The sequence below is a fragment of the Dietzia sp. SLG310A2-38A2 genome, assembly GCF_014145095.1.
Lineage (GTDB): Bacteria > Actinomycetota > Actinomycetes > Mycobacteriales > Mycobacteriaceae > Dietzia.
Genome location: NZ_JAALDX010000099.1, coordinates 2,757 through 16,380, shown reverse-complemented (window position 1 = coordinate 16,380; position 13,624 = coordinate 2,757). Strand labels below are relative to the sequence as shown.

The following is a 13,624-nucleotide window of genomic DNA, read 5'->3' as shown; positions in this document are numbered from 1 at the left end:
CCCCGCCGGAGCGGCCGTGGGCCCGGGAGGTCGGCGCCGATCCGGGTCGGCTGCGTATCGCGCTGCACACCGACTCGTGGGCGGGAACGGCCGTCGACCCCGAGGTGGTGGCCGCGGTCGAGCAGGTCGCGCGGACGCTCGAGGAGGCCGGCCATCACGTGGAGCGGGCGACGCCCACCTTCGAGTGGGAGGAGTTCCTGCAGGCGACGGCCAAGGCGTGGGCGGCCTTCCTGGCGGAGTCGGTCATGGGGGTGGAGGCCATGAGCGGCAAAGCCGCGGGCCCGGACAACCTGGAGGCCACCACGTGGGCGTGCGTGCAGTTCGGCCGGGGCCTGTCCGTCCTGGATATGGCGGCGGCAGGCGCGACGTTCAACTCGGTCTCCCGGGAGGTGGGCCGGTTCTTCGGTGACTACGACATCCTGCTCACTCCCACCACCAACCACCCCGCGATGCCGCTGGGCTACCTGGATGCGAACGCCGACCTGGACGCACTGGGGTGGACGCGCAGGATCTTCGACGCGTTCTCCTTCACCCCGCTGTTCAACACCACCGGGACGCCGTCGATCAGCCTGCCGCTGGGTGAGTCCCGGGACGGCCTGCCGATCGGGGTGCAGGTGGCGGGGCCGATGTGCTCGGAGTCGATGCTGATCCGGGTGGCAGCGCAGCTCGAGGCCGCGATGCCCTGGTCAGCCCGCCGCCCCGGGGTCCACGTCACCACGGTCTGACCCTCACCTCGCCCCGTGGTGCTCGTCCGGCGCTGCTAGAGCACCACGGGGTGAGGCGAGACCGCAGCGAAAATCTAGAACACCCCCGTCACGCTCCCGACCCCGCGCCCCAGGAGCAGCAGAGCGCCGGCGGTCACCACCACCACGGCAACCTTCCGACCCGCCTCCGCGGGGACCCGCCGGGCCACGAGTCCGCCGAGCAGGAGGCCGACCGGAACCATCGCCACGACCAGCCCGATCACGCTCAGCGGCGGCAGCCCGGAGATCGGGGCGGCCCCCAGGCCGACCTTGGTGATGACGGAGGTCAAACCCATCGTGAAGAAGATGGGCTGCAGGGTCGCGGCAAAGGACCGCTGTTGCCAATTGGTCGCCTGCGCGTAGACCAGCATCGCGGGCGCGGCCACTCCCACGGCGGTGTTGAGGAACCCTCCGGCCGTACCGGCCACTGCGGCCGGCACGGCACCGCTGACCGGCGGGATGCGCATGAGGGCCGTCATGAGCAGCGTGCCTATCAGGACCGTCCCGATGATCACCTCGAGCCAGCTGCGGTCGGCGGCGCCCACCAGGAGCGCGCCGGGCACGGACCCCACCACGATCAGGGGCGCGAGGCGGACGTACCGGTGCCAGTCGATGTCGCGCCGGAGCGTGATCCCGATCAGGATGGCCGAGACGGTGGTCGTGAGGTTGGTCAGCAGCACTCCGGCCACGGGGCCGAGCAGCAGCGCGAGCGTCGGCGCCACCACGAGCCCGACCCCCATCCCGCTGACCCGCTGCAGGACGGTCCCCAGGATGACGGACGCCGCGGCGACAACCAGGAGGAGGGGGCCTACGTCGACGGGCATGGTCCACAGCATTCCAGGTGCGTGTGCCGGCGACCGGGGGCGCCTGGCTCCCTTCTGTCGCATACTTTTCCCATGCGATCCATCTGGAAGGGCGAGGTCTCCTTTGGTCTGGTGAACGTGCCGGTCAAGGTGTATTCGGCGACGGAGGACCACGACCTGCACGCGCGGCAGGTCGACAAAAAGGATGGCGTGCGCATCCGCTACAAGAAGGTGCGGGACGACAACGGCGAGGAGGTCGAGTTCTCCGACATCGCCAAGGCGTACGAGTCCGAGGACGGCGAGATGGTCATCCTCACCAAGGAGGACCTGGCGAGCCTGCCGGTGGAGCAGTCCCACGAGATCGAGGTGACGGAGTTCGTCCCGGCCGACCAGGTGGATCCGGTGGCCTTTGACAACGCCTACTTCCTGGAGCCGGCGTCGCGCTCGAACCGGGCGTACGTGCTGATGCGGGAGGCGCTCGAGTCGACCGACCGGCTGGCGATCTGTACGTTCACGCTGCGTAACCGCACTCGGTTGTGTGCGCTGCGGGTGTACAAGGACATTCTGATGCTGCAGACGTTGCTGTGGCCGGATGAGATCCGCCCGGCGATCCTGGAGGGGTTGGACAAGGAGGCCAAGGTCCGGCCGCAGGAGGTCAAGATGGCGGCCTCGCTGATCGAGACAATGGCCGCTGACTTCGAGCCCGAGAAGTACGAGGACGACTATCAGCTGCAGCTCAAGGAGCTCATCGAGGCCAAGGCCGCCGGCGGAGAGGCGTTCACGGTCGCCGAGCGCGAGGAGGCCAGCGACGACGACGGTGACGACGAGGTGGCCGACCTGTTGGCCGCCCTACGTGCGAGTGTGAAGGACCGCGGGGGAGACGCCGAGTCCGACGACGACGACGAGGACTCCAGCTCAAAGAAGAAGCCCGCGAAGAAGAGCAGCTCGAGTTCGGCGAAGAAGAGCACGGCCAAGAAGGCGCCCGCGAAGAAGGCGGCGGCCAAGAAGAGCGCGGCCAAGAAGGCGCCTGCGAAGAAGTCGGCGGCGAAGAAGCCGCCTGCCAAGAAATCTGCTTGACGCCCCCGGGGGCCCCGCTGAGAAGCTGACGGTTGTGAAGTCGGCGGGGGGTTCCTATAGTGGTGCTCAGTCGGTGGCGAAACTGACACCCCCTCAAGTTGTCGCCGACTCCGCCTCGATGCGCGGATTACGCTGACCATCCCCCGGTCGCGGACGTGCATCGTGCGACAGAGTCGCCGGCGGCCGTCGGACCCCCCTCCGCGGCCGCTGGCGATTCGCTTTCTATCAGGAAACTTCTACGTCCCTGTCAGGGTCAGCAGGCTGGTTTAATGAGCGCCTTCACATACCCCCCGGTCTCGTGCAGCAGGGCGTACTTGCGGGACCTAGAGGGAGGGTTCGCAGTGTCGGTCACGAACAGTGCGCCTTCAAAGCACTGATCAAAGTAGATCCGGACTCGCGAGACGTGGCCCCAGTAGGTCACCACCAGAAGCGAGTCCCACCCCCGTTCGCGGGCAATGCGGGTGGCCGCGGTTGTCTCGCCCTCGGTTGTGCCGATGTCGGGCGCGAAGCACTCGATTTCGACGCTACGGCCGTCTCGGGCGACGAAGGGGTTAGAAGCGCAGTACGAGTCGAGAGCGGTGGCGAAAGAACCGTCTGCGCCGGGTGGTCGCGAGACCAGTATGCGGTCCGCCACGCCCTTCTCGGCGAGGTGGCGGGCGTACACGTACCTGTCGTCGTTAGCCCCCGCTACCACCACGATTGCGTCTACGCGGTCGGGTGAGTCGACTCGCGGATGGAGTACCGCACTGCCAGCGGACAAGCCAGCCATCGCCGCTACCAGCACAAAGAGTGTCACAGCAACAAGTGTCGCCCGGCGGCGGCGGGATCGGCGTCTCACGGAAACCAGACTACGGAGCCGGCCCGAGAGCCCTAACGCGCCGGGGACGGTGTTGTGCAACAAACCTTAAGTGAATCCATGTTTATCATGTGAACGACGAGTGTTGAGGCGCGCCTCAGCAAAGTAGTGTCAGCGGTTGGCCCGCGTCGCGTCAGGTGAACCGGGTCACTTCTGTTACTGCTTCGAGGAAAGGACCCTGGAGTGGACCTGCGGGACCTGCTATCTGTACTCCGTGCCCGCTGGATCGTCATCGTGGCTGCGACGCTCCTCGGGGGGCTACTGGCTCTGGGGCTGAGCTTGCTCACCACCCCTATTTACCAATCGCGGGTTCAGTTCTACGTGACGGTCGCGGCGGGCGACAGCGCCGCGGCGGCGTACCAGGGTTCGCTGGGAGCTCAGCAGCGGGTGCAGTCTTACGCGGTACTCGTGAAGAGCACGGACATCACGCAACAGGTGGTAAACGCCGCAGGCGCAAATCTCACCGCGGGACAGGTGGCCAGCAAGACTGCAGCCACAGCGGACGCCGATACAGTTCTTCTTGACGTCGCAGTGACCGATTCTGACCCACAGCGCGCACTTGAGCTGGCAAGCGGTTTCGGCGAAGTCCTGCCACAGGCCATTAACCGTATCGAGACCCCGGACGGCGGCGGCCCCGCGCTGGCCAAGCTCACCGTAGTTAATCCCCCTGCCCTGCCGACCGACCCGGTGGCACCAAAGACTGAACAGAACGTTGCGATCGGTATAGTGCTGGGTGTTCTCTCTGGCATAGGGATCGCGGTACTCATTGCTGCACTTGATCGACGGGTCAAGTCCAAGGAACAACTAGAAACAATCACAGGCAAGCCCGTAGTGGGCTCCATTCCCTTCCGCAAGAACGAGGACAAGGCAGAGGGTGCCGAGCACATCGTGCCCTTCCGAGAAGGGCACTCTCCGGCAGCGGAATCCTTCCGCCGTTTGCGGACCAATCTGCAATTTCTCAACGTGGACAACCCTCCGCGAGTCTTCCTACTGACGTCATCGGTGGCGATGGAAGGAAAGTCTGAAACGTCAATCAACCTTTCGTTGGCCATTGCAGAAGCTGGAAACCGAGTCCTCCTGATCGAGGCAGACCTTCGTCGCCCGCTGGTGGTCAACTACATGTCGATGCCGGACAACGTGGGGTTGACTAACATTCTCTCCGGGCAAGCTGAATTTGCCGACGTGGTGCAGGAGACGCGGCACGAGGGAGTGGACTTGCTGGCGTGCGGTCCACTGCCGCCAAACCCCTCCGAACTCCTGGCTTCTGATGTCGCTCGGGAACTCCTCGATGATCTGCGCCGGACCTACGACTACGTGATCATCGACTCGCCACCGCTACTCCCTGTGACGGATGGTGCCGTGCTCGCCCGGATAACTGACGGAGCGTTGTTGGTAGTGCGATCGAACCGCACAACCAGCGACCAAGTTGCTCAAGCTGTGGACATACTTGAGAAGGCAGATGCGAAACTGCTGGGACTGGTGACGGTGGCCAACAAGCCCGCCAAGAAGGGTCTGACGGGCTACTACGACTCGTACTACTACTCGTCTAAGACGTCCTCAATGAGCGAACAGGCCTGATGTGCCATTCGCAGAAGACTCTCGTCGCTCGATGGAGACTACGAAATGACCGCTAGCAACCAAGTCGCGCACCGTGGTGTGTTAGCGCGTTCGTCCATTCGACCCGGAACTTCGCAGTGGATCGTCGTCGACGCGCTGTTGTGGACGGTGATGTTCATCGTGGCACTCTGGATGCGGTATGACTTCTCGATTGAGCAGCTTGCGTGGTCTCTAGGGATGGCTCGGTCTTACTTGGTCCTCGGCGCGCTGATTGCGTTCACATGGATTATCGGCTGGTTTACTGGACTGTACCGTGGAAGATTTGTCCCCGGAAGTGTCCTAGAGTCAAGTGTCTTGACGTTTGTCTTTGCCATCGTGAGCACTATTGTCTTCCTCGGGCACATGCTTGGTGGTCAATACGATGGAGTCCCGCGTTCTACTGCAATCGTCACGGGGGCGTTCACGACGCTAACGGCGCTCGTCCTAAGATCGCTCGTTCGGCGAAAGAGGCTGTTCGGGGCGGGTATCGCAAAGGATGCTGAGCGTGCACTCGTTTTTGGGGCTGGGGATGGGGGCCTGCAACTCGTACGGCAGCTTCGTCGATCTGAAGGTTCCCAGTTTAAGCCAGTGGGAATCCTCGATGACGACGAGAAGAAGCGTCACATGGTGATCGAGGGGGTACGTGTCCACGGTGGACGCGATAAACTCGAAGAACTTGTCATGCGCACGCGGGCCTCTACCCTCCTTATTGCGATACCGAGTTTGCCCAGTGACGATCTTGTCGACATTCGTGACCGTGCCGAGGCTGCGGGACTGCGAGTCTTGGTGTTGCCTCCGCTCGATTCCATGATGCGGGGTAGGGTCGCGGCAAATGAACTTCGTGAGATCAACGTTAATGATCTCTTGGGTCGTAAGCCTGCGCATCTCAATCAGACGCAGATTGCCGAGTATTTGCGGGGCAAACGTATCCTAGTGACGGGGGCCGGAGGTTCTATCGGGTCCGAGTTGTGCCGGCAGATCGTCAGGTTCCGACCCGCCGAGCTCATGATGCTGGATCGTGACGAATCTGGGTTGCACTCAGTCCAGCTTTCAATTCAGGACCAGGCGATGCTCGACGGTGACGACACAATCCTCGCGTCGATACGGGACCGCGATTCCATTGTCGATATCTTCACCAAGCGAAAGCCGCAGATTGTCTTCCACGCGGCGGCACTTAAACACATGCCTCTCCTTGAGCACTACCCCATGGAGGCTCTCAAAACCAACGTTCTTGGGACGAACAACTTGTTGGATGCCGCAGAGATCATTGGCGTTGAGACCTTCGTCAATATCTCCACAGATAAGGCCGCCAATCCGAGCTCGGCGCTGGGAACAAGTAAACGGATTGCCGAGCGGCTCACTGCTTCACGCGCCACCAGCGACCCGGAAAGCAAGTACGTATCAGTACGATTCGGCAACGTCCTGGGCTCCCGCGGTTCGGTACTGACAGTCTTTGAGAAGCAGATCAAAGACGGCGGCCCCCTTACTGTTACCGATCCTGAGGTCGATCGCTTCTTTATGACAATCCCCGAGGCTTGCCAGCTGGTGCTTCAGGCGGCAGCAGTTGGGTCTAGCGGCGATACCCTAGTCCTGGACATGGGGGAACCCGTAAAAATTGCGGACGTTGCTAAGACCCTTATCGAACAGTCGGGCAGGAAACTGGAGATCGTATATACCGGCCTTCGCGAGAACGAGAAGCTGTCAGAAGAACTGTTTGACAACGCGGAGAAACCTGTTCTCGGGCGAAAGCATGAGGCGCTATCGGAAGTTCGAGTTGACCCCCTCGAACTGGACCTCGGAAAGCTGGCTGAAATCGATAGCCACCAAGCCGCCAGGACATGGATGGATAGGAATATTTACGCGCACAGGAGCGACACCAAGTGAGAATCCTAATAACCGGAGGGTGCGGCTTCATCGGGTCCAATATGGCGAGAACGGCACTTGCGGCTGGTCATTCGGTACGCATCATCGATGATCTCAGCACGGGATATGCTCAGAATATCGAAGGGCTCGACGTCGACTTTCAACATGCATCGATTCTGGACGAAGGCCGTCTGAATTCCGCAATGGTTGGAATTGACTCAGTAGTGCACTTGGCAGCCCTCGGGAGTGTCCCTCGGAGCGTGAAAGACCCGATTAGCACCCACGAGGTAAACGCACGAGGGACTCTGAACGTTATCATTGCAGCTCGAGACAATGGTGTCGGTCATCTATCTGTCGCCTCGTCATCCTCAGTTTACGGCTTGAATCCGGCGCTGCCGAAGGGCGAACGTGAATGGGTTCGAGCGATGAGCCCTTACGCAGTAAGCAAACTGGCAACTGAACAGTACGCGTTGGCTGCGCAGCAGTCATTCGGTATGTCAACGCTGGCATTCCGGTTCTTCAATGTGTTCGGTCCGCAACAGCGAGCGGGTCATGTCTACGCTGCAGTCATTCCCGTTTTCCTCGAAGCATTGAAAAACGGGCTACCGCTGCCAATTAACGGTGACGGAAGTAATTCACGGGATTTCACGTACGTAACAACAGTCTGTGCAGTCTTATTGGCGGCGGCGGAAAGACAAGTGAACCACGCTGAACCGGTGAATCTCGCGTATGGCACCAATACTTCGTTACTCGACTTGGTGCGGCAGATTGGCGATGTAACTGGTCTTGAACCAAAAATACGTCACTTAGAGCCGCGTCCAGGAGACGTAAAACACTCCCAGGCGAAGAACGACACGCTCGTCTCTCTATTCCCCGAGATTTTGCCGGTCCCGCTAAAGGACGGCCTATCTGACACCTACAAGTGGTTCCAGGAGAATCCATAATGAGCAAAGTTGTCGTATTTGGCCAGGGCTATGTGGGTTTGCCGATGGCCTTGCGAGCTTCGGCGATGGGTCACGAAGTTATTGGTCTAGATACCAATCAAGACGTTGTAAACGACCTCAACAACGGCAAGTCACACATCGATGACGTCTCCGATATCGATCTCAGCCGTGGCATCACTAACGGTTACTCGGCAACGACGGATCCGGCGAGTGTCGCCGCTGCCGATGTTGTGGTGGTTTGTGTTCCAACTCCGTTGGCCGATTCAGGCGGGCCAGACCTAAGTGCCGTAGAGACCGTGGGTAAGACTATTGGGATGCATGTAAGTTCGAACACTCTCTGCATACTTGAATCAACGACATATCCAGGCACTACTGAAGAGATTTTTCTGCCGCTGGTATCACGAGGAGAATTGGTACTGGGGAAGGACATCTTCGTAGCTTTCTCGCCTGAACGAATAGATCCCGGAAACGAGACCTACGGCATCCATAACACGCCAAAAGTAGTAGGCGGTCTAACTCAGGAATGCACGCAGCGAGCGATTGAGTTCTACGGGTCGTTTGTAGATACAGTGGTAGCCGCAAAAGGCGCCAAAGAGGCCGAGATGGCTAAACTCTTAGAGAATACGTTTCGGCACGTGAACATTGCTCTGGTAAACGAGATGGTTCGTTTTTCGAATGAACTCGACATCGATCTCTGGGATGCGATTGACGCAGCCGCAACGAAGCCGTTCGGTTTCATGCCCTTCCGCCCTGGTCCCGGTGTCGGCGGTCATTGCATACCTGTAGATCCTTCCTACCTTTCGCACAGGGTTAAAGCAAAACTAGGATACGCATTCAGAATGGTGGAGCTCGCGGAAGAAATCAACCATGCTGCGCCAATATATGTTGCGGAGCGCGCTCGTTCACTTCTCAATGATTGCGGCAAGCCGGTTCGTAGAGCGTCGGTCCTCTTAATCGGCGTCTCCTACAAGCCGGACATATCCGATCAGCGAGAAAGTCCAGCAGTCCCTCTGGCAAGTCGTCTCCGAGCATGGGGTGCAGAGGTTAGCTATCACGATCCGCACGTGCCAGAGTGGAGTCCTTACGGGTCCGGAGAGGCCCCGTTGAGGTCCGTCGAGCTGAACGGGTCACCGGACCTGATCATCCTGCTCCAGAATCATAAGGCGGTTGATCTTGCGTCTATCTCAGATATGAGGTGTCCGCTACTCGATACGCGAGCTGTTGTTCCGGTTGTTGAGGGAGTACATCGGCTCTAGGTCTCTTCCCACTCTGCCGCCAAAAACCAGTGGGCCTCGTTAACGAGGGCTCTCCTCAAAGGAGCTGAAATGCATATCGTGTACATCGGGGGCTATGGCCGCAGCGGGTCCAGCATTCTAGACCGTGAGCTTTCTTCGAGCTTGGGCGCTCTATCAGGCGGCGAGCTATGCAACCTTTTCGAGTGGTCTGCAAGCGACCGCCGGTGTACTTGCGGCGAGGGATTTCACCGATGCGACGTGTGGGGACCAATCATAGAATCGGTGACTTCGCGCACCGGTTTAGATGTAGGGGAAGTTGCTCGGCGAGTCGCAGACGCAGAGTTCAATCGAAACAGCAACTATGTAGGTGACTGGCAACAAGTCTGGTCGATTGTGATCGAGAACCTGTCGCAGGCTGGAATTCAAGCTATCGTGGATTCCAGCAAGAATGCTCGTCTACGCCGCCGTCACGAGTTGCTTATTGATCTACCAGCAGTCGGCTCCGTGGAGTATATTCATCTATACCGAGAGCTTTCTGCAGTCGTGCTTAGCGCTAAGAGCGGACGCAATCAGAACTTGGAGTTGGGGGTAGATATCCCCGATCGATTCCCGATTTCTCGAACAATAGCTTCGTGGCTAGTAGCAAATCTCTACTCGAGGTTGAGTGGGCCTGCCTCGAATTCATACCGAATCGTTTATTACAGCGACTTAGAAGACTCGAACATCTCTCATGTCGCGTCAGATCTTTCTGCTCCTTGGGGAGTTGGGTATGGCGAGCCCGTAACTGAACACTCGGTGGCGGGAAATAGGGCTTTGCGACGCTCCGCCGTTGGATTCACATCTGTGAAGACGCGACGTGAATCAAGGCCGCCCGTTCGTATTCGGCTCCTTTGCTATATTCCTGGCCTCTTCATTCGTTTGTTGCTTCGGCTTTCGGCTAGGACCTCCGTTGTCTAGCTCCAGATCGAACCAGTCCAACGGCGTAGGTAGTCCGCTCGAAGCAAACCGAGTTTCTGAAGTATTTGGTGATGGCCCTCGCCAAGAGGCGGCTTCTCTAACATGGCTAGTGCTATTCTCTGTCGCGGCACTAACAGTGTCGATCTATGTTGATGGTCTGGCTGGCCGCGTCCTTCTCGTTGCCGGTATTGTTTTCGGTCTTGTTATGAGACGGCTGTCGCTAGTGCAAGCGGTTGGTTTGGCGTTGCCCTTTATGTTCGTTGTGTCACTCGGTTTTAACCTGAACGTCGGACTTGTCGACTTCTTGTTACCTGTATTGCTCCTTGGTGCGGTTCGAAGCTCTTGGTACGACTCGATGTCGGCACGGTTGTTTATCGGCCCCGCTCTTTACGGCGTAGCGTTTCTGGCTTGGGCTTCATTCTCGTTTCTCATGGTGCCGGTCCTTACAAGTATGACGCCGGATCCAGTACGGTTCGCCACGGAGTTTCTTAAAATCGCAGTGTGTATCGCGCTGTTCGGTTCGGTAGCCGTACTCGCCTATCGCGACTTCAAGATTGGCAAGATCGGTCTTCTCGACTCCTGGTCTGCGATGGCCCTGTCGACTGCGTTGGTTAGCATAGTTGAGCTAGTCCGTGCAGGCGCTTGGACGTCGAGGTTTACGGGAGCGTTTGAGAATCCAAATTTGCTTGGTCTCTACTTTGTGACCTCGTTGGCGATCGTCGCGGTTCGCGCCTTACTGATTGGTAGAGCTCCAATCGGCTTCATCTCAGCAATTATAGTTTTGGGTGTGGTCTCAACCGGTTCGCGCGGCCCAATGCTTGCGACAGCTATCTTTGTCCTCATTGCACCGTGGGTGGGTCGATCAATTGGTGTCCTTTACCAGTTCTCGCTAACGTTAGTTGGTGTTGGTGCTGTGCTGGCCCTATTTGTGCTTGGGGACCGAATACCCGCCGTGGAGCGGCTTTTCTCGGATTCGGGAACTGTCGACGCAGGTGTGAGGGAGACATTGTGGATTGCAGCCCTCGAGTTGTGGGCCCAGAGTCCAGTTTCAGGCATCGGCCTTGGCCAGTTTAGCTTCGTTTCCCCTACTTACACTGTCTCGCACATTGGGTACGTCGCGCACAGTACGTATCTGAGTCTGCTTGCCGAGACTGGAACCGTGGGCGCTGTCATATTCTTTGCTCCTTTCGTTTTTATTATTGTGAAACTAGCTCGTAATCCTCGTCGAGAAGCTCACCTTAGCGTGGCGGCTTTGATGTGGTTGCCACTGCTCGTCAACCTTGGAACGCTGAATGCTGAGAATGCTCGATTTGTGTGGGTATACTTGGCGGTCAGTTTTGCGGCGTACTATGCCGTAGCGCAAGGAACTGAACCGGATCCGCAGATCAGCAGTAGATCAGCCTCATAGAACGTGACGATCCGCCTGGATAGTTCTGCCCCAAAGCCATCTAGTTTAGGACGTGTTTGAATGGCGCTTCCAGTTGCGCGGATGGCCCAAATGGTTGGGGTTCAAGCCGCCGCTGCGCTAGGTCCATTTGTAGTTCTGCCTATCGTTGCGAGGAACAGTTCTCCGGGTGAGTGGTCTTCTTTCGTTCTCGGACAGTCATTCGGGCTCATGTTGGCTGCCGTTGCATCCTACGGTTGGTCTATCGTGGGAATCACCAGAGTGGCTCAGGCGGCCCCCAGCGAGCGACCGCTAATCTTTGTAGATAGTATCGCTACTCGTATTATTGGCTGCTTCGTAGTTGCTGCCGCCGGGGTCCTACTGCTTTGGTTTGTCGTAGGGCCTGATGAACCGGCGATTGCCGTTTCGGTTTGTATCGGATTTATTGTTAATACTGGTCTGGCGTTGAATTGGTACTTCGTGGGGACCGGCCAACCGTGGAAGAACCTAATTTATGGTACGTTGCCGTTGCTTTCTGCTGGGCTTATAGCCGTAGTCTTGATGCTGTTCGGTTGGTCTTCATTTTGGTACGGCCCAGCTCTGGTGATCCTAGGCTCAGCATCGGTTGCTGCCGCGTTAGTGGCGGAGGTGCGACCCTCTAAGTCGAATTGGAACACCGCTTTTCGCGTGGCTAGAATTGTGGGGTACTACCGTACGGAATTCGCTATATTCGTTTCGCAGTCTGTTACTGCTGTGTATACGGCTGCCCCGATGGCTCTTGCTAGTGGCACAATGAATCCAGGCGACGCTTCGAAGTTCGCTTCTGCAGATCGTATCAATTCTATTTCCACTACGGGGATTACCACTGTAGGAAAAGTGTTTCAAGCTTGGAGGTCGGAGGCAGGTGGCTATCGGAGAGCCCACGTCTCTACTCTTATCACTGCAGCCCTGGGCCTAGTCGGCTTTTTTTTGATCACGTGTTTCGGCGGATTGATTACTGGTGTGCTTTTCGGCGCACTATATGCCATCGACGGCACCACCGCATTCGGTGTGGGATTGTATATTTTCGGAGTGAGTCTTCGCTACTCCGCGATCCGATACTATCTTGTTCCTTCTGGTCGCTACAATGAGGTCTTGGCCGGTACGGCAATTAGCCTCGTTACATTATTCGCTCTGGTTGTTGTTCTTGGTCTCGGTAACAGCCCTGCGAGTCTGGCTTTGTCGTTCGCACTTAGTGAGTGGGCTGGTGTAGGGGTGTTGTTCGTCGTAGCGATCATTTCCGTTCGTAGAGCTCAGTAGGCTTGCGATGCTTGTTCTTGCTTATCAGTCTTCTTCCTGACCTGCGCTTAACCTTCGCTGGCTACGGTCGGCTTGAATCGCACTGGGTTGGAAAAAGTTTCTGGTGTGTCCCGGGTTCTACAGAGTCGGAATTTGTGGATTCTGGTGGCGAACACTGTGAGGAAAAGGTGGGACGACAAGGCTACTCGGCCGAGTTCAGGCGCAAGGTCCTCGAGTTGCTGGCGGCAAGGCGCAGTGAAGCTGCTGTCGCGCACGACCTTGATCTCAGTGACCAGACGATCTACAACTGGCTCCGGCCGGTCTGGATCAACCGCGGCGAGGCACCTGGACTGAGTAGGGCTGAGAAAGGTGAACTCGCCAAGGCGAACAAGCGGATCCGCGAGTTTGAGACTGAGCTAGTCGTCGCCCAACGCGCCGTCGAGTTAGTGAAGGAGGAGACCGCCCCAGAAGTCGGTACGCGGCGGTCGAAGTGATCGCCTCTGAAGGGCGTCCCGTACAGGTCGCCTGCCGGGTGAGTATTCGTCTCGCTGGGGGCCATCGCTTTTGCCATCGGGGGCCAGTGGCCGGGATCGCGAATATTGCGCTTGGGGGCCAGCACTAGCGTCCGTGGGGGCCACCGCTCCCTAGGCTCCTCCCACCGTGTGTATTGGGCGCGGGGCGGAAGGCGGAATCCATGATTGTACAGAGGATTAGGTCGAAGCTCGTATTGCAGCTTCGCGCCGAAGGCCTGTCGGGGGAGCGATCGCCGCCTCACAGGGCATGTCCCGCAAGAGTGTCGCCGCGGTGCTGGAAGCCGCCGACGCGACCGAGACGAGCTGGGACGACGTTGCCGAGCTCACTCATGAACAGGTGTATGCCTGACATTTT

At 58.6% G+C, this 13,624-nt stretch carries 10 protein-coding genes and 1 pseudogene; 9 read left to right on the top strand and 2 right to left on the bottom strand.

Annotated features, from left to right (window positions below; translation table 11 throughout):
- Positions 1 to 725 (top strand): amidase family protein (locus G6027_RS03950; protein ID WP_241726791.1); only part of this gene is annotated, 725 nt, incomplete at its 5' end.
- A gap of 74 nt (positions 726 to 799) precedes the next feature.
- Here the strand turns inward: G6027_RS03950 and G6027_RS03945 are convergent.
- Complete coding sequence (locus G6027_RS03945; RefSeq protein WP_241726790.1) at positions 800 to 1,567, bottom strand: sulfite exporter TauE/SafE family protein; 768 nt, start codon at positions 1,565 to 1,567, stop codon at positions 800 to 802.
- A gap of 72 nt (positions 1,568 to 1,639) precedes the next feature.
- Here G6027_RS03945 and G6027_RS03940 point away from each other — a divergent pair, with 72 nt between their 5' ends.
- Positions 1,640 to 2,623 carry a Ku protein gene (locus G6027_RS03940; RefSeq protein ID WP_182635588.1) on the top strand — a complete coding sequence of 328 codons (984 nt, stop codon included), beginning with the start codon at positions 1,640 to 1,642 and terminating at the stop codon, positions 2,621 to 2,623.
- A gap of 253 nt (positions 2,624 to 2,876) precedes the next feature.
- Here the strand turns inward: G6027_RS03940 and G6027_RS03935 are convergent, their stop codons facing one another.
- A complete protein-coding gene (locus G6027_RS03935) occupies positions 2,877 to 3,392 on the bottom strand; it encodes an ElyC/SanA/YdcF family protein (RefSeq protein ID WP_182635592.1) in 516 nt (171 codons plus the stop codon).
- Between the two features lie 276 nt (positions 3,393 to 3,668).
- Between G6027_RS03935 and G6027_RS03930 the strand changes: the two genes are divergently transcribed.
- The 7 genes and pseudogenes from G6027_RS03930 to G6027_RS19300 all read left to right on the top strand — a co-directional run bounded on the left by G6027_RS03930 (position 3,669) and on the right by G6027_RS19300 (position 13,230).
- Complete coding sequence (locus G6027_RS03930) at positions 3,669 to 5,057, top strand: polysaccharide biosynthesis tyrosine autokinase (RefSeq protein WP_241726796.1); 1,389 nt, start codon at positions 3,669 to 3,671, stop codon at positions 5,055 to 5,057.
- A gap of 45 nt (positions 5,058 to 5,102) precedes the next feature.
- Positions 5,103 to 6,959 (top strand): nucleoside-diphosphate sugar epimerase/dehydratase, encoded by a 1,857-nt coding sequence (locus G6027_RS03925; RefSeq protein ID WP_182635584.1) that lies wholly within the window; start codon positions 5,103 to 5,105, stop codon positions 6,957 to 6,959.
- 11 nt (positions 6,960 to 6,970) lie between these two features.
- Positions 6,971 to 7,882: pseudogene (locus tag G6027_RS03920) on the top strand (NAD-dependent epimerase/dehydratase family protein); the annotation flags it as partial.
- Complete coding sequence (locus G6027_RS03915; protein ID WP_182635579.1) at positions 7,882 to 9,138, top strand: nucleotide sugar dehydrogenase; 1,257 nt, start codon at positions 7,882 to 7,884, stop codon at positions 9,136 to 9,138. The pseudogene G6027_RS03920 and the gene G6027_RS03915, both read left to right, overlap by 1 nt.
- 1,525 nt (positions 9,139 to 10,663) lie before the next feature.
- On the top strand, positions 10,664 to 11,482 hold the full coding sequence (locus G6027_RS18600) for an O-antigen ligase family protein (RefSeq protein WP_277612296.1): 819 nt from the start codon (positions 10,664 to 10,666) through the stop codon (positions 11,480 to 11,482).
- Between the two features lie 243 nt (positions 11,483 to 11,725).
- A complete protein-coding gene (locus G6027_RS03905) occupies positions 11,726 to 12,757 on the top strand; it encodes a hypothetical protein (RefSeq protein ID WP_182635568.1) in 1,032 nt (343 codons plus the stop codon).
- 17 nt (positions 12,758 to 12,774) lie between these two features.
- On the top strand, positions 12,775 to 13,230 hold the full coding sequence (locus G6027_RS19300) for a helix-turn-helix domain-containing protein (RefSeq protein WP_277612295.1): 456 nt from the start codon (positions 12,775 to 12,777) through the stop codon (positions 13,228 to 13,230).
- The last annotated feature ends 394 nt before the right edge of the window (positions 13,231 to 13,624 follow it).